Source organism: Duganella sp. GW821-FHT07G03 (genome assembly GCF_059418605.1).
The window spans coordinates 85,369-105,664 of the sequence record NZ_JBWKQE010000023.1; the positions used below are offsets into that span (position 1 = coordinate 85,369).

The following is a 20,296-nucleotide window of genomic DNA, read 5'->3' on the forward strand; positions in this document are numbered from 1 at the left end:
ATGATGTTGAAAGAAGCCCTGTCCGCAGCCGATTGCGTAGCCCTCCAGCTGGCCAGCGATGGCGACCGTTACGCGGAGCTGGGCCGCAAATTGAGGAGCACGTCCTTCTCGACCGCGCTGACCATCGCGCGCGGCAGCTCCGACCACGCCTGCGCCTACGCCGCCTACCTGATCATGGCCCGCCTGGGCCGCGTGGTGGCGTCGCTGCCGATGTCGCTGGTGACCCTGAACAAATCGCCGCTGATCACCCGCGACACGCTGGCGATCTCGATCTCGCAATCGGGCCAGAGCCCGGACGTGGTCGAGCCGATCCGCTACTTCCGCGACGGCGGCGCCACCACCATCGCGCTGGTCAACGACATCGATTCGCCGCTGGCGCACGCCGCCGAATGGGCGATCCCGCTGCGCGCCGGCAAAGAGCAGAGCGTGGCCGCCACCAAGAGCTTCATCACCAGCATGGTGGCCGGCGCGCGCCTGGTCGCCGCCTGGCAAAACGATCCGGAGCTGCTGGCCGGCCTGGAAGCCCTGCCCGACTCGCTGCGCGCGGCGACCAAGGAAGACTGGAGCTCGGCCATCGAAGTGCTGGCGCCTGCCCGCAACATCATGGTGGTCGGCCGCGGCATCAGCTTCCCGGTGGCGCTGGAAGCTTCGCTGAAATTCAAGGAAACCTCGGCGCTGCAGGCGGAAGCCTTCAGCGGCGCGGAGATCAAGCACGGCCCGATGGCGCTGATCGAAGAAGGCTACCCGCTGGTGATCTTCGCCACCCGTGGCCCGACGCAAGCGGGCCTGCTGCAACTGGCGACCGAGATGCGCCGCCGTGGCGCGCGCGTGCTGCTGGCCGCGCCGGCCGACGTGGCCGAACGCGACCTGACGTTGCCAGTGGCGGCGACGCCGGATCTGGATCCTATCGTGGCGATCCAGGCCTTCTACGTGATGGCGGCCCAGCTGTCGGCGGCACGCGGTATGGACCCGGATGCCCCGCGCCATCTGAGCAAAGTCACCAAGACCAACTAAGTAATGTCGCACGCGAAACCGTCATCCCCGCGCACGCGGGGATCCATACTGAAGCGGCGTTCACGCTCAGCATGGATTCCCGCCTTCGCGGGAATGACGGCGGCGCTGGCCATGTCTGCCGCCCTCGCGGCGCCAGACAAAATCGAATTCTGGACCTTCAGCATGAAGCCCAAGTTCACGCCCTATTTCGAGACGCTGGTGAAGAACTACGAAGCCGGCAATCCGGGAGTGAAAGTGGAATGGGTCGACTTCCCGTGGGACGTGATCCAGACCAAGCTGGTGACGCGCATCGTCGCCGGCACCCCGCCCGCACTGGTCAACCTGAACGTGCCCTGGGCCGACGAATTCGCCCGCGACGGTTTGCTCACGCCGGTCGACGCCCTGCTCGGCGACGCCCGCCAGCGCTACCTGCCCAGCACACTGGAAGACCTGACCTTCGGCGGTAAGCTCAGTCGCCACATCTACGGCTTCCCGATGTACAGCAACGTCGCCGTCATCGCCTACAACACCCAAATTTTTAAAGCCGCCGGCATCCACAGCGCGCCGCGCGATCTCGACGAGCAGCTGCTGTTCGCGCGCCAGATCGCCGCCCGCACCGGCAAGGCCGGCCTGTGTCCCGCGCTGTCCAAGATCGACGGCCTGATGATGCAGCAGGGCCTGGCCGTGATCCAGGACGGCAAGGCGGTGTTCAACTCGCCCGCCCACATCGCGCTGATCAAAAAACTGGCCGAGACCTACAAGGCCGGCGGCCTGCTGAAGGACGCGCTGTTCGCCGAGGATAACTTCCCCGCCGCGATTGACGCCTACAAGGGCGGGCGCCTCGGCATGCTGCTGGCGCCACCGACTGCCGTCAAGCGCATCCAGAGCGACGCCAAGGACATCTACGCCATCACCGACGTCGCCCCCGCGCCGCTGGGCCCCACCGGCATCGCCGACGGCGGCTGGCTGATCCACTTCGCCGTGCCGAAAAACGTCGCCGCCAAACTGCTGCCGGCGGTCGGCAAGTTCGCCCGCTACCTGACCAACGACGCCAACCAGCTGGCCTTCGCCAAGCAGGCCAGCGTGTATCCGGCGATGGCGCAGGCGGCCAACGATCCCTTCTTCATGACGGTGCCGCCGGGCGCCGGCGCGGCCGAGAAGGCCGTATCGGCGGGCGCCGTGTCGATGCCGCATTCGCACACGCTGTACGTGGCCGGCATCACCGACTACGACGAACTTCGCCGCTACCTGGTCAAGGCCGTCGAAGCCGGCGTCACCGGCAAACAGGATGTGAAGGAAGCGCTGGACCAGGCGGTGGCGATCTGGAACAAAAAACTCACTGCGCAGCGGAGCCGTTGAGATGAGCCGCACAACCCTGACCGCCTGGCTGTTCCTCGCCCCCGCGCTGGCGCTGCTGGCCGTGTTCTCGTTCTGGCCGGTGGCCTTCGGCTCCCTGCTGGCCTTCACCGACTACAGCCTGATACGCGACACCCACTGGGTCGGCCTGGACAACTTCCGCTACATCTTCGACAACGAGATGTTCGTCACCGGCCTGAAAAACTCGCTGGTCTTCCTGCTGATGGTGCCCTTCGTGCAGATCGGCGCGCTCACGCTCGCGGTACTGGTCAACAACCAGCTGCCCGGCATCCGCTACTTCCGCGCCGCCTTTTACGTGCCGGTGGTGACCACGGTATCGGTGGTCGGCATCATGTGGGGCTTCATGTTCCACGAACAGGGCGCGCTCAATTACGTGCTGATGACGATGCGGCTGGTCGGCGCGCCGGTCGGCTGGCTCTCCAACGACAGCCTGGCGCTGTTCGCCATCATGTTCGTCACCTTGTGGCGCGGCCTGGGCTGGTACATGGTGATGTACCTCGCTGCATTGCAAGCCGTCCCCGCCGACATGCAGGAAGCGGCCATCCTCGACGGCGCCAACCGCTGGCAGCGTTTCTGGCGCATCACCGTGCCGATGCTGCGTCCCACCATCATGGTCTGCACCATCCTGTCCGTGCTGGCCGCCTTGAAGGCCTACCAGGAAGTGGACGTGCTGACCCAGGGCGGCCCGATGAACTCCACCTTCACCGGCTTGTACTACGCCTACGACCAGGGCCTCAAGCACCTGAAGCTGCCGCGCGCGCTCGCCGCCAGCTTCGTCATGTCGATCTTCTGCATAGGCATCGCCCTGCTCTGCCTCCGCTACATCAAGCCCAAACACCGATGATGAAAACGCTCGCTCGTCATTTTCTCCACTATCTGCTGCTGTGCGCGATCGCGGTGGTCTGCGTGTTCCCGTTCTGGTGGACGCTGGTGACGGCCATCTCCACCGAGGGCAATATCTTCGCCTTCCCGCCGACCTTCTGGCCGAACGCGCCGTCGTTCGAGAACTTCATCGAAGTGTTCAAGGCAATTCCGATCTGGTCCTTCTTCCGCAACTCGGTCTTGATCGCCGCCTGCACCGTGTTCTGGAAGCTGGCGCTGTGCTCCGCCGCCGCCTACCCGCTGGCGCGCATGCACTTCAAGGGCCGCAAGCTGGTGTTCGGCCTGATCCTCGCCACGCTGGTGCTGCCGTCGGAGGTGAACTTCCTGGTCAACTTCATCACCGTGACGAAACTGAGCCTGGTCGACACCTACACCGGCGTGATCCTGCCCAACGTCGTCACGGCGGTCGCCATCCTGCTGCTCAAGCAAGCCTTCGAGGAAGTGCCGCAGGACCTGATCGACGCCGCGCGCGTCGACGGCGCCTCCGAATGGACCATCTTCAGTAAAATCATGCTACCGCTGATCGCACCGTGGCTGGCCACGGTCGGCATCCTGACGGCGGTCGAAGCATGGAACGAATACATCTGGCCCTCCATCGTGATGAGCAAGCCGGACGAATTCCCGCTGTCGGTGGGCGTGCTGTATTTGCGCGGCACCTTCGGCAGCAGCACGCGCGTGATCGCCGCCGGCACCATCTTGACCATCCTGCCCACGCTGGCAGCCTTCCTCTTTACTCAACGATTCTTCATGCGTGGCATGGACGGAGCTGTTAAATGAACCAACTCGTGACCCCTACCCAAAACGACCTTAGAAAACTCGCCGGCCAGCTGATCATGATCCGCTTCCCCGGCACCGCCCTCGATGCCGCCACCGCGGAATTCATCCAGGCCAACGGCATCCGCGCCGTCTGTCTGTTCCGCGGCAACATGACCGACTCCGAACAGCTGGCCAAGCTGACCGCCGACCTGCGCGCCATCATGGGCCCGGAGTCGCTGATCGGCATCGACCAGGAAGGCGGCGCCGTGGTGCGCTCGACCTGGGTGCCGGCGCCGCCGGCCGCGATGGGCCTGGGCGCGGCCGACGACACCGACCTGTCCCAACGCACCGGCGCCGCCGTGGCGCGCGCGGTCAAGGCGCTGGGCTTCAACTGGAACTTCGCACCGGTGCTGGACCTGAACAACAACCCGCACAACCCGGTGATCGCCGAGCGCTCCTTCGGCGCCGAGCCGAAACGCGCCACCGAACTGGCGATGGCGTGGATGGCCGGCAGCCATGCCGAAGGCGTGGCCTGCTGCGTCAAGCACTTCCCCGGCCACGGCGACACCAACGTCGATTCGCACCGCGCCCTGCCGACCGTGAACAAATCGCTGGAAGAACTGGCGCAGTTCGAGTTCGCGCCGTTCCGCATGGCTTCCGGCCAGGCGCCCGCCATGATGACGGCCCATATCGTCTACCCAACGCTGGACGCCGACAACCCGGCCTCGCTGTCGCGCCGCATCCTGCACGACCTGCTGCGCGATGAGTGGCAGTACAAGGGTGTGCTGATCACCGACGGCATGGACATGCACGCCATCGCCGGTCGCTACGGCGTGGGCAACGCCGCCGTGCGCGCGCTGGCCGCCGGCGCCGACATGGTGATGGCGCTGGGCACCACCGAAACCCAGAACGAAACGCTGGACGCCATCGCCGCCGCCATCGCCTCGGGCCAGCTGCCGATGGACGAGATCAAGCTGCGGCTGGACCGCCTGGCGGCGCTGGCGCTGGCCTATCCCTGCAAGCCGCGCTCCTACAAGGAAGACGCCGCCGACCGCGAGCTGATGGCCGAAGGCTGGCGCCGCAGCCTGACCGCCTACGGCGCCCCCACCCGCCCGCCAGTGGACGCGCGGGTACGCCTGGTGGTGCGCCAGGACGTGGTGAGCGACGGCGTGTCCGAAGCCGGCGTGCCGGCCGAAGGCGTGGCCGCCTCGCTGCGCCGCCTGTACGACGTCGAACTGACCACCTTCGCCGACGCCGACACCTTCGACTGGAGCGCGCTGCCGCAGGACGGCCGCTACACGATCCTGGCCTCGACCTCGCGCCTGCGCTACGGCGAGCACGCGCGCGCCACCTGGAAGCCGGACCTGCACCTGGCCTTGTGGAATCCGTATCAGGCGCTCGACATCCAGTCGCCGGCGCTGATGACCTACGGCTTCGCCCAGCCGGCGCTGGACGCGGTCAACGGCTGGCTGTGCGGCGAACTGGAAGCCACCGGCAACGCACCGGTGCCCGGCTTCGCATAAACAATCAATCAGGGGAGGAGGCAATATGGACAACAAAAAAATACGCGACCCGAAGTTCTGGGTCCCCAGCCTGTACCTGGCGCAGGGCCTGCCGTTCTTCGCGGTGGCGATCGTCGCCAACCAGATGTTGAAGAGCATGGGCGTACCCAACGACGAGCTCAATCACTGGACCGGCTTGATCGGCTTCGCCTGGGTCTTCAAGCCCCTGTGGAGTCCCTTCCTGGAACTGGCCAGCAGCAAGAAGCTGGTGGTGGTCGGCTTCCAGATCTTCGGCGGCTTGTGCCTGGGCGGCGTGGCGCTGGCGCTGCACGCGCCGTTCTGGTTCGCGGCCTGCATGGCCATGCTCGCGCTGGTCGGCATCTCGTCGGCCACGCACGACATCTCGTGCGACGGCCTGTACATCTCCAGCCTCGATGAAAAAGGTCAGGCCAAATACGCCGGCTGGACCGGCACCTTCTTCAACGCCGGCAAGTTCTTCACCACCGGCGGCCTGCTACTGCTGGCCGGCCACTTCGAGAAGACGCTGGGCGTGGTGCAGGCATGGACCATCAGCTTCTGCATCCTGGCCGTGATCATGCTGGCGCTGGGCCTGTACAACAGCTGGGCGCTGCCGACCGCGAAGAACGAAGTCACGGCCGACACCAACGCCGGCGCCATCGCCCGCACCTTGTGGGAAGTGATCGTCGAATTCTTCAAAAAGCCCGGCATCTGGGTCTCGATCCTGTTCATCATCCTGTTCCGCGCCGGCGAGGCGCAGGTGCAGTCGATCGGCCCCTTGTTCCTGCGCGAGGCGCGCAACCTCGGCGGCCTGGGACTGACCACCGCCGAAGTGGGCGCCGTGTATGGCACCGTCGGCACCGTGGCCTTCGTGGTCGGCAGCATCGCCGGCGGCTACTTCACCTCGTGGCTCAGCCTCAAGCGCGCCATCCTGTGGCTGATCCTGGCGGTCAACCTGCCCAACCTCGCGTTCTACCTGCTGTCCGTGTTCCAGCCCACCGAGCTGTCGGTGATCGGCGTGGCGCTCAGCGTCGAGATGTTCGGCTACGGCTTCGGCTTCGTCGGCCTGATTTTGTACATGATGCAGGTGGTCGCGCCGGGCAAATACCAGACCGCGCACTACGCCTTCTCGACCGGCATCATGCAGCTCGGCTTTGTGCTGTTCAAGCTGTTCAGCGGCGACGTCCAGCTGTCGCTGGGCTACCAGCACTTCTTCGTCTGGGTGATGCTGTGCGCGATCCCGGTGGCGATCCTGTCGCAGCTGATACCGATGGCCGCGCGCCCGCAGGCCGAGCAAGAGCCGGCGCCGCAAGCCGTGCGCGCGGGTTAAGCGGATGGCCAGCGTCAGCCTCAAACAGATCGTCAAGCGCTACGACCAAACCCCGGTGGTGCACGGCGTCGACCTCGATATCGCCGACGGCGAATTCATGGTCTTCGTCGGCCCCTCTGGCTGCGGCAAGTCGACGCTGCTGCGCATGATCGCCGGCCTGGAGGACATCAGCGGCGGCACCCTGCACATCGGCGGCGCGCTGGCCAACGACATCGCGCCGGCGCAGCGCAAGCTGGCCATGGTGTTCCAGTCCTACGCGCTGTATCCGCACATGACGGTGTACGAGAACATGGCCTTCGCGCTCAAGCTGGCCGGCCGCAAGCCGGCCGAGGTGGCGGCGGCGGTGGAGCGTGCCGCCGCCATCCTGCAGATCGTCCCGCTGCTCCAGCGCCGGCCCAAGGAGCTGTCCGGCGGCCAGCGCCAGCGCGTGGCCATCGGCCGCGCCATCGTGCGCACGCCGGAGGTGTTCCTGTTCGACGAGCCGCTGTCCAACCTCGACGCCAGCCTGCGGGTGCAGATGCGGGTGGAGATCAGCCGCCTGCACCAGGAACTGAAGACCACCATGATCTACGTCACCCACGACCAGGTCGAGGCGATGACCCTGGGCCAGCGTATCGCGGTGTTCAACGCCGGCCGCATCGAGCAGGTCGGCACGCCGCATGAGCTGTACAACCATCCGGCCAACCTGTTCGTGGCCGGCTTCCTCGGCACGCCGAAGATCAACTTCATCGCCGGCGAGATCGTCGCCACGTCCGAGGAGCACGCCAGCGTGCTGCTGCCCGGCGGCGCGATCGTCGAAGTGGCTGCGCAAGGTTCCGATGGCGGCCCGCAGCGCGGCGACCGCGTCACGCTGGGCGTGCGCGCCGAGCACCTGTCCATCGTCGACGGCGCCGGCGATGGCGCCAACACCATCGACGTCGGCATCGGCCACGTGGAATACCTGGGCGACCTGTCCATCGTCTACACCACCTTGGCCGGCGTCGGCGAAATGATCGCCGTCAAGCGGGCCGCCGAGGCGCCGCCGCTGCGTGCCGGCGACCTTACCCGCATCCACCTGCCGCCGTCGCGTTGCCTGCTGTTTGACGCCGGCGGCCGGGCGCTGGTGCGCGGGCCGACACACGCTTGAATTCGTAATTCGAACCGGTTTTATGTAACAATACGCGGGTTTACACACTGTCGCGATGGCATGGCGTACCCGCCGGCTCTCTAAATTGTTTGATAGAAGGATAATTCATGTCCCACATTCGTCTCGCTCGTATTAGCCTGATCCTGGCCGCCATCGGCCTGAACGCCGCACCGGCCATGCTGGGCATGTCCCCTGTCTACGCCGCCGAAGCCGCCAAGCCGGCCGAGCCGCCCAAGGACACCGTGCGTCCGGAGATCTACAAACTGATCGACCCGGTCCAGACCAAGGAACTGCTGGCAGCGAAGAACTACGCCGAATTCAAGAACCGCATCGACACCGCGGCCGCGATGCCGAACGTGACGCCGTACGAAGACTTCATCCTCAACCAGATGCGCGTGCAACTGGGCCAGGCCAGCGGCGACTATCCAGGCACCGTCAAGGCGCTGACCGGCATGATCGACTCGGGCCGCCTCAAGCCGGACGACAAGCTGCGCTTCATCGACGCCGTCGGCGGCATCTACTACAGCAACATCAAGGACTACGACCAGGCCATCGCCTGGTTCACCCGTTACGGCACCGAGTCGGGCGACACGCTCAAGCAGCGCCAGTTCATCGTGCGCTCCTACTTCTTCAAGGACGATTTCGCCACCGCCAAGGCCGAAGCGCTGAAGGACGTGGCCGCGGCCAAGAAGTCCGGCGCCATCCCGCCGAAGGACGAGCTCAACCTGCTGGGCAACGTCGGCATCAAGACCAAGGACACCGAGCTGTATCTGCAAGCGGTGGAAGAGCTGACCCGCTACTACCCGAGCGAAGAATACTGGTTCGACCTGCTGAACCGCACCCGTGGCAAGAAATCCTACGCGCCGCGCCTGGACCTGGACATCGCCCGCCTGAAAGCGCTGGCCGCGCCAAGCAAGATGGAGCCTGAGGACTACGCAGAAATCGCCGAACTGGCGGTGCTGGGCGGCTTCTTCACCGAAGCCAAGATCGCCATGGACAAGGGCTACCCAGGCGCCATCCCGGCCGACAAGAACAAGGCCGCGCTGCAAAAAATCCGCGACAGCGCCAACAAGGGCGCCGCCGACGATGCGAAGAACATCGACAAGGGCATCGAATCTGCGACCAAATCGAAGGACGGCGTCGGCATGGTCAACCTGGGCTACAACTTCGTGACCCTGGGCCAGGCCGACAAGGGCATAGAGCTGATGAAGCAAGGTATCGCCAAGGGCGTGGCCAAGAATCCCGAGGACGCCAAGCTGCGCCTGGCCTACGCGCTGGCCATCGCCGGCAAGAAGGACGAATCGGTCAAGCTGCTGGAAACCCTCAGCGGCAACGACGGCCGCAGCGACCTGGCGCGCTACTGGATCATGTACCAGAACCCGCCAAAAGCAGCACCGGCGGAAGCCAAGTAATCCCTGTTGGGGGTCAGTTCCGGCATCGTGCCACGCGTGGCACGATGCCGGAACTGACCCCCAACGTTTTTATCGCCGCATCGCGCCCGACAAGGCGTCGAGCAGCTGATGTCCGCCGTCGTTGCTCAACTCCCAGAACATCGCCCCGCGCAGGCCATGGGCCTTGATGTAGCGGGCTTTCTCCCTGAGCGAGGCCGGGTCTTCGTAGCTGATCCAGACCCGCTCCTCCGCGTGGTACAGGTACGGCGCCTTGGCCGCCTCATTCCAGTAGCGCCGGTAGCCCTGGGCGCCCTCATATCCCGCCGTCAGGAAGCCCTGCTTGAGCAGATGGCTGTACCCATACGAATTGCCGCCGCCCACGCCGCCCGTGGCGCCGCCGTCGCACGGCTGGTACTGGCCGTCGCCATGCTCGCCCGGCGCGCAGCCCTTCCAGCCGTAGCCATAGAACGGCACGCCCAGCACCAGTTGGTCCGCCGCCACGCCGGCCTGCAGGTAGCGCTGCACCGAGCCCGCCGCGTAGTAGCCGCTGGCGGTCACCGGATCGCCGGGATCGGCCGACAGCGCCGCGTGGTGGCCGCTGCTCTTCTCCCACGGCATGTGGTAGTCGTAGGCCATGATGTTGATCCAGTCCAGGCTCTGCGACAGCTGTTTGATCCAGCCGCCGCCGGCCGCGCCGTCGTTGACGTAGTTGGCGTTGCCGCCGGCCGCGATGGTGATGCTGTAATGCTTGCGGTCGGCCTTGCCGGCGGCATCGAAGGCGGCGCGCAGCGCGCGCGCCAGCAGGATGAAGTTCTGCTTGTCGGCCGGCCGCGCGCACACCGCGCCCGCCACGCAAGGCACGCCGGCCTCGGTCGGATATTCCCAGTCGATGTCGACCCCGTCCAGGCCGAAGCGCCGCATCAGCTTCACCGACGAGGCGACGAAGCTGGCGCGCGCCGCCGCGCTGTCGGCCACGTTGGAAAACTGGTTCGACCAGTCCCACCCGCCGACCGACACCACCACCTTGAAGTGCGGATGCTGTTTTTTCAGCGCCACCAGCGCGCGCAGGTTGGCGCCGTCCCGGGCGGCGTCGCGGAACACCAGCGCGCCGTTGGCCGGGGCGGTGTCGCCGGCCGCGCCCTGGCACGCGGCCACGTAGTTGACCGAGGGCTCGGGGTTGCCGTGCCGGCCGTCCCAGCAGACGTCGAGGAAGGCGTACAAGGCCATCGTCAGCTGGCCGGCGCCGACGTTGGCGGCGGTGACGGGGAAGGCGTCCGACTTCCAGCCGGGATAGTAGCCGACGATTTCCGGCGTGGCGGCGGTGGCGGGCAGCGCGGCGGCCAGCGCCGCCGCTATGGCCCAGCGTTTCAGGTGGTGCATGTGCGGAGATCCTTGCAAGGTTAGCCAGCGTTCAGTTCCGCCACGAAGTCGTACATGTCGCCGCGGAAGTAGGAGCGGCAGAATTCCACCGCGCGGCCGTCGCGCAGGAAGCCGAGCCGCTCGACCGACAGGCCGGCGTCGCCCTCTTTGGCCTGCAGTAGCGCGGCCTGTTCGGCGTTGAGCAGCAGCGCCGACAGCCGCTGCAAGGCGCGCACCGGCCGGTTGCCGGCCCGCTCCAGCGCGTCGTACATCGAGACGTCGACCGCCTCCAGCGACGGCAGGCAGGACGCCACGATGGTCGCGTACTCCAGGCACATCGGCACGTCGTCGGCGTAGCGCATGCGGTGGAAGCGGTAGACCGCCGCGCCGGGACTGAGCCGCAGCCGCATCGCCTCGTCCGGCGTGACCGTGCCTTCCGAGCGCTTGAGCCAGACGCTGCGCGGCGTGCGCCCGCGCGCCCGCATGTCCTCGGAAAACGAGGTCAGCTTGGCGAAGTTCTTCTCGATGCGGGTGTTGATGAAATTGCCCGAGCCGGGACGGCGCACCAGCACGCCCTCGGCGACCAGGCCGTCGATCGCCTTGCGCACCGTGATGCGCGACACCGCCAGGTCCGCCGCCAGCTGGCGCTCGGCCGGCAAGGCGTCCTCCGGCTTGAGCAAATGCTGCTCGATGGCCGAGCGCAAGGCCCGCTGCAGGCGCTGGTACAGCGGCAGGTTACTGGTCTCATTGAGGTGCGCCCGGATGTGTACCAGTGGGGTCATAGCATCGCTGTCCATAACGTTGCAGGCATTCTGTTTGTAGTTGTCAATTGATAATACCAAAAAAAGACCAGCGCACAGGCGCCGTCACCTTCCGGATCCGCAAATATTTTTCGCAATACCCACCTAGCCCGCATGGATGCTGGGTTTCAGGCTGTTGCATATCATCACAACAGCGGTCCATACCAGCGCCGCAGCGGTATTACATAGTTGCCGAAGACACACTCTGTATGCCGCATACAACATTAGGAAAAAGAATTTCAAAGTGGTAGTGATCTGGTATTAAAAGACAGGTATATTGGCGTTGGATTGGTTTTGTAAGTGGTTTGTAAGAAGTAAAAAGAACGGCATCAACAATCAGTGGGCTCGGCGGAGCCTTCATCAACGGGAGGGAATATGTACCACAATTCAAATAACACGAAAATGTCCAAACTGACGCCTATCGCGACCGCAGCTGCCATCCTGGCGCTGAGCGTCTCGATGACCGCTCAGGCACAACAGGCCGCGGCGGAAAAAGAGCCTGAAGTGGTCGTCGTCAGCGGCATCCGCGGCTCGCTGCAGCAATCGCTGTCGGTCAAGCGCAACGCGTCGAGCAACGTCGACGTGATCACCGCCGAAGACGTCGGCAAGATGCCAGACAAGAACGTCGCCGACTCGCTGCAACGCGTCCCCGGCGTGAACATCTCCACCTCGGGCGCCGGCTCGGGCGGCTTCGATGAAAACGACCGCGTGTCGATGCGCGGCACCGCGCCGTCGCTGACCCAGACCCTGATCAACGGCCACGCCGTCGCCTCGGGCGACTGGTTCGTGCTGGACCAGGTGGGCGGCGCCGTCGGCCGTTCCGCCTCGTACTCGCTGCTGCCGTCGGAAATCGTCGGCCAGGTGGTGGTCTACAAATCGCCGACCGCCGACCAGATCGAAGGCGGCTCGAGCGGCTCGATCGACATCCGCACCCGTCATCCGCTGGACTTCAAGCAGCCGATCTCGATGGAGGCGACGGTGCAGGCGGTGTACGCCACCCTGCCGGAAAAAACCGATCCGCAGGTGAGCGCGCTGTTCAACTGGAAAAACGACGCCGGCACGCTGGGCCTGATGGTGCAGGGCTTCTCGGAAAAACGCAGCCTGCGCCGCGACGGCCAGGAACTGCTGCAGTGGACCCAGGTCGCGCCGACCAACGCCGCCGTCAAGACCAATCCCGACCTGGCCAACGTCTGGTTCCCGCGCCTGATCGGCTCCTCGCTGTTCCAGCAGGAGCGCAAGCGCAAGGGCGGCCTGATCGACCTGCAATTCAAGCCTAGCCGCGACCTGAGCCTGGAGGCGACCTACTTCCGTTCGAAGATGGACGCGTCCAACTTCAACACCAACTACATGACCGACATGAACGGTTCCGGCATGCTCGGTTCGGGCGTCGCGCCCGATGCCGGCTACGTGATCCGCAACGGCACCCTGGTGTCGGCCTCGTTCGCCAACAAGGGCACGACCGCCAAGCCGCTGCGCTACGGCATCGTCGACGACATCGTCCGCGAAGGCGCCTACGCCCAGACCGAGTTCTTCGACCTGGACGCCAAATGGCGCGCCACCGACAAGCTGGTGTTCACCGCCAAGGCCGGCTCCACCAAGGGCAAGGGTGTGACCCCGAGCCAGGGCGTGTTCGAGGGCGACGTCAACAACTCCGGCGCCAGCTACCAGTTGAATGGCCTGGGCAGCCCGGCCAACGTCAAGTTCCCCAACATCGACGTCTCCAAGTTCACCGGCACCCCGCTGGACTGGGTGTTCGGCGTTTCGCCGGCCACCACCGACGACAAGGAGACCTATGGCCAGATCGACGCCGCCTTCGCGCTCGACAGCGGCGTGTTCCGCGAACTCAAGTTCGGCGTGCGCGGCTCGCACCACACCCGCGCCAACTTCGAAGTGGCGCAAGGCCCGAACTGGTCCAACACCGACGTCGGCGGCAGCAGCACCAACCCGGCCTGGAGCGGCACCACCTATCCTGGCAACTTCGGCAAGGACCTGGGCGGCGACTTCCCTAAAAACGTCTGGATCCTGGACCCGGCGGTCCTCAACGCCTGGGGCGACCTGCACTCGAACCGCGATGTCTCGCGCACCTACTACCAGGACATGTTCGACCTGAAGGAAAACACCAAGGCGATCTACGCCCAGGCCGAGATGGAAGGCGACGGCTGGAGCGGCAACGTCGGCCTGCGCATCGTGCGCACCGAAGGCACCTCGAACGGCTACCAGATCCTGCAGAACCAGCCGGCCGGCGGCACGCTGCCAGCCTATCCATGGGGCGGTTTCGTGCAGAAGACGGCGATCGACAACAACAGCACCATCCCGCTGCCTAGCCTGAACCTGAAGTTCGACCTGCGCTCCGACCTGGTGGCCCGCGTCGGCCTGTCGCGCACCATGACCCGTCCCGACTACGGCGCCCTGGGCGGCGCGGTGCTGCTGACCGACGAGACCCACACCGGCAACGGCGGCAACGCGGCGCTCAAGCCGGTCAAGTCGAACAACCTGGACGCCAGCCTGCAATGGTACTTCGCACCGCGCGCCCTGCTGTCGGCCGGCGTGTTCTACATGGACCTGCATGACTACGTCGGCTACGGCGTCAGCACCGGCACCTTCATCGACAGCCGCGCTTCGCAGGAACAGAAGAAGCCGGTGTTCGCGACCTACAGCATCACCTCGCCGATCAACGTCGGCGCCAAGGTCAAGGGCATGGAACTGGCGGCGCAGGTACCGGTCGGCATGGGCTACGGCTTCGACGCCAACGCCACCTTCGCTGACTCGCACCTGGACTTCGGCGCCTGCCCGGCGATGCAGACCGCCACCTCCGGCGATCCATGCGACATGCTGGGCGCTTCGAAGACCACGGCCAACGCCGGCGCCTACTACGAGAACGACAAGTTCAACGTCCGCCTGAGCTACGCATGGCGCTCGGCCTTCCTGGCGGCCCAGGACCGCGGCACCCCGCTGTACCAGGACGCGTCGGGCACCGTGTCGGCCTCGTTCAACTACAACATCAGCAAGAACATCGTGCTGACGCTCAGTGGCCAGAACCTGAACAACCCGATCCTGAAGAACTACATCTTCAACAAGGATCAACCGGCACGCTTCTATGCCAACGGCGCGCAGTACTACGCCGGCCTGCATATCAAGTACTGATCGGTAACCGCTTCATTGTGTAGTCTGTTCCCGCCACGGCCGCTCCCGGCCCTGGCGGGTTTTTTTATGCCATCATACGATTCATGAACCAGATCATCGAATACCAGGACCTCGACCCGGCGCGCTTTGACGGCGAGATCGTCGGCAGCTACCGGCCCGCCGTGCTGCGCGGCTTCGTGCGCCACTGGCCGGCCGTGCAGCAGGCGCGGCAAGCGCCGGAAGCGCTGTGCCAGTACCTGATGGGGTTCGACAGCGGCCACCAGGTCGACGCCGTCATGACGCCGCCGGACCAGCGCGGGCGGCTGTTCTACCAGCCGGACATGGAGGGCTTCAACTTCGTCCGCAACAAGGTGCCGGTGTCGAAGGTGATCGAGCAGCTGGCGCGCTACTCGCAGTTCGAGGCGCCGCCGTCGGTGGCGATCCAGAGCGCGCTGATCGACGACTGCCTGCCGCAATTCGCGCAGCACAACGTGGCGCCGGCGCTGCCGCCGTCGGTGCGGCCGCGCATCTGGCTGGGCAACACCATCACCACCCCGGCGCACTTCGACGAATCGTACAACCTGGCCTGCGTGGTCAGCGGCGAGCGGCGCTTCACGCTGTTCCCGCCCGAGCAGGTAGCCAATCTGTATATCGGTCCGCTGGATTTCGCGCCGACGCCGACGCCGATCAGCATGGTCAATTTCCGCGCTCCGGATTACGCGCGGCACCCGCGCTTCCGGCAGGCGCTGGACGCGGCGCTGGTGGCCGACCTGCTGCCGGGCGATGCGCTGTTCATCCCGCCGCTGTGGTGGCACCACGTGCAGTCGAACGGCATTCTGAACATGATGGTCAACTACTGGTGGAAGAACGAGCAGCCGGCGCCGGACGCCGGCACCACCTTCGAAGCGCTGGTGGCCACGCTGCAAAGCATGAAGCACCAGCCGCCGGAACTGCGCGCCGCATGGGGTGCGATCTTCCAGCATTATGTGTTCGATCCGGCGCAAGACCCGTCCGCGCATATACCGGAGCACAAGCAAGGCGTGCTGCACAACGCTCGCCCGCGACCGCTGGAATCCTGAACTACAGCGTCGGCAGGATTTTAAAATCGCCGACCGGGGCCGCCTGCGCTCCCAGGTCTTCGACGGCGACACTCGCCACCTCGGCGGCGGGCGGTCCCCGCTTGGCCCACGCCACGATGGCCTCAAGGGCATGCGCCTCGCCCGCCACTTCGGCCTCCACCGCCCCATCGCGCCGATTGCGCACCCAGCCGGCCAGGCCCAGCGCCCGCGCCCGTTCCGCAAACGCAGCGCGGTAACCGACACCCTGCACCCGTCCCGCTATCGTCAATCGCATCATGATCGCTCCCAAATTTCCGCCAGAATACAGGGTGGGGCTGTCTCCGCGCGCCCCTTCGACAGACCATGCTGATTTGGCCTTCTGCTTTGCTCTATTTTCGTCATTTCCGAACTCTTTTTTTGGGCGCTGGTCCAACAGAGAGAAATAGAAGACGCCAGAAAAAACCAAACAGGAGAATCAGCAATGAATACCCCAAGGTCTCAAAAAACGTCCCCCAAGGTCCCTCCCGCCGCATATGACGAGCTCTGCGATTTTCTGCGCCAGAGCGACAGCGCGTTGACGCCCGCCGAAGCCATCGCCAGCGCGATCAAACTCTGGATAGCGAAGAGCCGCGAAGACGCGGCCCCGTTGCGCGGCTACCAATGGAAGCAGCTGTTCCTGCCCGAAGGCACACGCCTGCGCGTGCACAGCGGCGACAATTGGCACGGCGCCGAAGTAATCGGCGACGACCTCATCTTCCGCGGCGAGGCGGTCTCGCCGAATCAGATGGTACAACAAACCTGCGGCGACGCCCGCAACGCCTGGCTCGAACTGTGGATACGCTTCCCGGGCGAAAAGAACTGGACCAAAGCCGCCCAACTGCGCAGCCGCCAGAACCAGCTGGCCGCCAAGGCGCCCTTGACGCCGGCCGACGCCATGGCAGCCGCAGCCAAAGCCATGAGCGCCGCGCTGAACACGGCACTGACGCTGGTCGAACACGCGAACCACCAGTCGCAAAACACCCTGGAACGCCGCCTGCCCCGCTACCGCCGCACGCACGACCAGCTGGATGATATCCACTGAAAAAAGCTGTTGGGGTCGAAAAACTGTTGGGGTCAGTTCCGGCATTGTGCCATTTGGCGTGTTGCCGTAACTACCCCATCTAGCCGGTTATTTTGCACTCGCAGCAGCTGCCGCGCCTTTCGCCTTGGCCTCGTCGCCCGCCGTCACCACCGTCAGCCTGGCCGGATCGATGGCCTTGCGGAAGGCGGCGTTGACCTGCGCCAGCGTGGCCGCCTTGAGCTTGTCCTCGTATTCCTTGCTCCAGCTGTAGCTGCGGTTCATGTACAGGTTGCGCGTCCAGCCGGCGGCCAGCACGCTGTCCTTGGAACGGTTCTGCACCCGCTGCTGCAACAGGCCCGATTTGGCGCCCGCCAGTTCGGCCGCCGTGTAGCCATCCTTCACCGCCCGCTCCAGTTCCTGCCTGATCGCCGCTTCCAGCTTCTTCAGGTTTTGCGGCGCGGCGATGGCGTCGATGCCGAAGCTGCCGGCGCGGTCGATCTCGCCCGGTTGCAGGCCCGAGCCGCCGCCGTAGGACAAGCCATCCTTCTGCCGGATGCGGTCCATCAGGCGCGATTTCAAACCGCCTTCGCCGAAGATATAGTTGGCCAGGTCCAGCAGCGGATAATCAGGATCGTTGACGTTCAAATCGAGATTCATGCGCGCGGTGTAGAAGCCGTTCTCCTTGTCCGGCGCATTGATGGTCTTGTGCAGCGGCGCCTTGTCCTCGTTCGCCGAAGTAATCGGTGCATAGGCCACCTTGCTGTCCCAGCCGCCGAAGCTGTCGGCGATGGTCTTGCTGATCGCGGCCTTGTCAAAATCGCCGACGATCGCCAGCTCGCCGTGGTTGGCGCCATAGTAGTCGCGATGGAAGGCGATCACGTCCTCCAGTTTCAGCGCCTTCACCGCCGCCAACTGCTCATCGACCGTCATCGGCGCACGCACATCGCCCTTCGGATAGTGGTTGAAATACAGGTCCACCTCCGTGCGCGCCAGCGCTTGCGGCTCGTTGCGCGAGGCCTCGATCCCCACCAGCCATTGCTGGCGCAGCTGCTCGAATTCCGCTGCCGGGAAGCTGGCCTCCTTCAGCACGTGCGCGACCAGCCGCAGCGCCGCGTCCAGGTTCGGCCCCGTGGTATCGAAGCGATACAGGCTGCCGGAAATCTTCAGCTTCGCGAAGGCGTCGGCCAGCTGCTCGCGGCTGTATTTGCTGGTGCCGCGCATCAGCATCTCGTTGGCCGCGTTCGAAACGATGGCGGTGTTGAACAGGTTCTTCTCATCGCCCCAATGCAGCTGCAAGTCCACCGACACCGACTCGCCCCGGTTCTTCTTGGTCAGCAGCGCGACCTTCAAGCCGCCGATGTTCTTGAGCTCCGTGCGCGCATTGATATTGGCCTGGCTCGGATCGAACACCTCCGACGTCAGCACGCTGTCCTTGCCCTTGAAGTCCTTCATCACCTCCGCCACCGAGGGCGCGGGCGGGATCTCGGCGCGCAGCGGCGCATCCTCCGGCACGAAGCTGCCGACCACGCGGTTGTCGCGCTTCAGATAGCGCCCCGCCGCCGCCGCCACCTGCTCCGGCGTGATGCTCGGCAGCTTGTCGCGGCCCTCGAACAGCAAGCGCCAATCACCGAGCGCAATCTCCTCGGACAAGCTCACGCCCACCCGCTGCGGATCGTTGAGCGACTTCTCGATACCATTGGCGAAGTTGCGCCGCGCGCGTTCCATCTCTTCCGCCGTCGGCGGCGTCGCCGCAAAGCCCTCGACCGTCGCGATCAGCGCATCGCGCACCGGCTCCAGCGGCTCGCCCGCCTTGACCACCGCGCCGATAATCTGCAAACCCGGCGCATAGCCGGTCTGGCCGAAGCTGAACACCTGCGCCGCCTTGCCGCTCTCCACCAGCGCCTTGTGCAGGCGGCCGGTCGGCGTGTCGCCCAGGATCTCGGACATGAAACTCAGCGCATCACTATCCTGCTGCAAGGCCGACGGAATCTTGTAACCCAGCGCGATCACCTGCATATCGCCCTTGCGCCGCACCACGAAGCTGCGTTCGCCGTCCTGCGTCGGCTCGACCGTCCAGAACGGCGGCAGGCTGCGCTTGGGTTTCGGGATCACGCCGAACGATTTGCTGATCCAGGCCAGCGTCTGCGACGGCTCGAACTTGCCGGCCACCAGCAGCACCGCGTTGTCCGGCTGGTAGTAGGTGCGATAGAAGGCCTGCAGATTCTCGATGCGCACATTCTCGATGTCGCTGCGGTTGCCGATGGTGGAACGGCCATACGAATGCCAGTCATACGCCACGCTCTGCATGCGCTTGAGCAGCACCGAGAACGGATCGTTCTCGCCGCTCTCGTACTCGTTGCGCACCACCGTCATTTCGGAATCGAGATCCTTGCGCGCGATGAAGGAGTGCACCATGCGATCCGCCTCCATGTCCAGCGCCCACTTCAGGTTGTCCTGGCTGGCCTGGAACACCTCGTAGTAGTTGGTGCGGTCGTAGGAAGTGGTGCCGTTGAATTCCATGCCGCGGTTGGCGAATTCCTGCGGGATGCTGCGGTTCTTCGGCGCGCCCTTGAACATCATGTGCTCGAGCAGGTGGGCCATGCCGGTCTCGCCGTAGTTCTCGTGCCGCGAGCCGACCAGGTAGGTCACGTTGACCGTCACCGTCGGCTTGGAAGCGTCGGGAAACAGCAGCACCTTCAAGCCGTTCGGCAGGCGGTATTCGCTGATGCCTTCGACCGAAGGCCCCTTGACCACGCCGGCCGGCAAGGCCTGCGCCCACGCGGTGCCGGTGGCGACAAAGGACAAACCGCACAGCATCAGGCTGGCGGCGGCGGCGTGTTTCAAACGGCTGTTGTTCATGAGCTCTCGCGAAAAAAACTGAAGAACAGGCAGCATACGCCCTCCCCCGCCCTCCTGGGTAGACGCTTAAGCGAATTTTAAAAGACGGGGATCAGGCCAGGGTCAGGCTTTTTCAGGCAGGATGCAGGCGTCGACCATTTGCAGGTCGTTGTCCTTGGCGAAGGAGATGACGAAGTGATAGGCCAGCGGTTCGAGCTGGCGCAGCTTGCCGTTGACCACCACCGACTTGACGCCATTGAGGACGGTCGGCGTGACATACGGCGAGAACTGCAGATGGGAATCGCGACCGCCGCCATAGCCTTCCGGCTTGAAGCAGGACATCACGCCGCACAGGCGCTCGGCCCAGTCGCTGGGACGGAACTGCCTGCCATTGCTGGTCTGGCCGAGGATGAAGAACGAATCCTGCTGTTCTGACGGTTTTTGAACTGACTCTGCCATAGGCGGCTGCTTATGAGTAGATACTTGTTGGTAACAAGAATGCGTGGAAGATCCCGACGGGTGGCTCGGGCGGATATCATTCTGTAAGATTCTTACGTATTATATCTTATAGAAGACCTGAATACGTAAGTCATTGATTTCAATCCGGATTCCTGCGCGATTAACCACTTTGGTGCAGAATAATCATCATTCCGCACCACAGCAATGCCGCTATTGTACCCGTG

At 64.9% G+C, this 20,296-nt stretch carries 16 protein-coding genes; 11 read left to right on the forward strand and 5 right to left on the reverse strand.

Annotated features, from left to right (window positions below; translation table 11 throughout):
* From AC07OK_RS24580 to AC07OK_RS24615, 8 genes are all read left to right on the forward strand, one after another.
* A complete protein-coding gene (locus AC07OK_RS24580; protein WP_494692771.1) occupies positions 1–1,014 on the forward strand; it encodes an SIS domain-containing protein in 1,014 nt (337 codons plus the stop codon).
* 111 nt (positions 1,015–1,125) lie between these two features.
* The gene (locus tag AC07OK_RS24585) at positions 1,126–2,352 is read left to right on the forward strand and encodes an ABC transporter substrate-binding protein (RefSeq protein ID WP_494692746.1); all 1,227 of its coding nucleotides are present in this window, start codon (positions 1,126–1,128) and stop codon (positions 2,350–2,352) included.
* Position 2,353: 1 nt separating this feature from the next.
* Positions 2,354–3,214: a carbohydrate ABC transporter permease gene (locus AC07OK_RS24590; protein WP_494692747.1), complete on the forward strand. Its 861-nt coding sequence runs from the start codon at positions 2,354–2,356 to the stop codon at positions 3,212–3,214.
* Positions 3,211–4,029 (forward strand): carbohydrate ABC transporter permease, encoded by an 819-nt coding sequence (locus tag AC07OK_RS24595; protein WP_494692748.1) that lies wholly within the window; start codon positions 3,211–3,213, stop codon positions 4,027–4,029. Before AC07OK_RS24590 ends, AC07OK_RS24595 begins: the two co-directional genes overlap by 4 nt.
* Positions 4,026–5,531, forward strand: a complete 1,506-nt coding sequence (gene nagZ, locus AC07OK_RS24600) for a beta-N-acetylhexosaminidase (protein ID WP_494692749.1) — start codon at positions 4,026–4,028, stop codon at positions 5,529–5,531. The genes AC07OK_RS24595 and nagZ overlap by 4 nt, the downstream gene beginning before the upstream one ends.
* Before the next feature lie 25 nt (positions 5,532–5,556).
* Entirely contained in the window at positions 5,557–6,858 is a 1,302-nt protein-coding gene (locus AC07OK_RS24605) for an MFS transporter (protein ID WP_494692750.1), read from the forward strand.
* A 4-nt stretch (positions 6,859–6,862) separates the two neighbouring features.
* The gene (locus tag AC07OK_RS24610; protein ID WP_494692751.1) at positions 6,863–7,984 is read left to right on the forward strand and encodes an ABC transporter ATP-binding protein; all 1,122 of its coding nucleotides are present in this window, start codon (positions 6,863–6,865) and stop codon (positions 7,982–7,984) included.
* 107 nt (positions 7,985–8,091) lie between these two features.
* A complete protein-coding gene (locus AC07OK_RS24615; protein ID WP_494692752.1) occupies positions 8,092–9,396 on the forward strand; it encodes a hypothetical protein in 1,305 nt (434 codons plus the stop codon).
* A gap of 69 nt (positions 9,397–9,465) precedes the next feature.
* On the opposite strand, the gene AC07OK_RS24620 is transcribed toward AC07OK_RS24615, so the two are convergent.
* Entirely contained in the window at positions 9,466–10,755 is a 1,290-nt protein-coding gene (locus tag AC07OK_RS24620) for a glycoside hydrolase family 18 protein (RefSeq protein WP_494692753.1), read from the reverse strand.
* Positions 10,756–10,775: 20 nt separating this feature from the next.
* Positions 10,776–11,516, reverse strand: coding sequence for a GntR family transcriptional regulator (locus AC07OK_RS24625; RefSeq protein ID WP_494692754.1), 741 nt, complete (start codon positions 11,514–11,516; stop codon positions 10,776–10,778).
* A gap of 420 nt (positions 11,517–11,936) precedes the next feature.
* On the opposite strand from AC07OK_RS24625, the gene AC07OK_RS24630 reads away from it, so the two are divergent.
* Positions 11,937–14,678 (forward strand): TonB-dependent receptor, encoded by a 2,742-nt coding sequence (locus AC07OK_RS24630; RefSeq protein ID WP_494692755.1) that lies wholly within the window; start codon positions 11,937–11,939, stop codon positions 14,676–14,678.
* Positions 14,679–14,761: 83 nt separating this feature from the next.
* Entirely contained in the window at positions 14,762–15,736 is a 975-nt protein-coding gene (locus tag AC07OK_RS24635) for a cupin-like domain-containing protein (protein WP_494692756.1), read from the forward strand.
* Position 15,737: 1 nt separating this feature from the next.
* Here the strand turns inward: AC07OK_RS24635 and AC07OK_RS24640 are convergent, their stop codons facing one another.
* Entirely contained in the window at positions 15,738–16,013 is a 276-nt protein-coding gene (locus tag AC07OK_RS24640) for an acylphosphatase (RefSeq protein ID WP_494692757.1), read from the reverse strand.
* 183 nt (positions 16,014–16,196) lie between these two features.
* Here AC07OK_RS24640 and AC07OK_RS24645 point away from each other — a divergent pair, with 183 nt between their 5' ends.
* Positions 16,197–16,796: a hypothetical protein gene (locus AC07OK_RS24645; protein WP_494692758.1), complete on the forward strand. Its 600-nt coding sequence runs from the start codon at positions 16,197–16,199 to the stop codon at positions 16,794–16,796.
* Between the two features lie 87 nt (positions 16,797–16,883).
* Here the strand turns inward: AC07OK_RS24645 and AC07OK_RS24650 are convergent, their stop codons facing one another.
* Complete coding sequence (locus AC07OK_RS24650) at positions 16,884–19,634, reverse strand: M16 family metallopeptidase (protein ID WP_494692759.1); 2,751 nt, start codon at positions 19,632–19,634, stop codon at positions 16,884–16,886.
* A gap of 102 nt (positions 19,635–19,736) precedes the next feature.
* Entirely contained in the window at positions 19,737–20,072 is a 336-nt protein-coding gene (locus AC07OK_RS24655) for a DUF3579 domain-containing protein (protein WP_494692760.1), read from the reverse strand.
* Positions 20,073–20,296 lie beyond the last annotated feature (224 nt).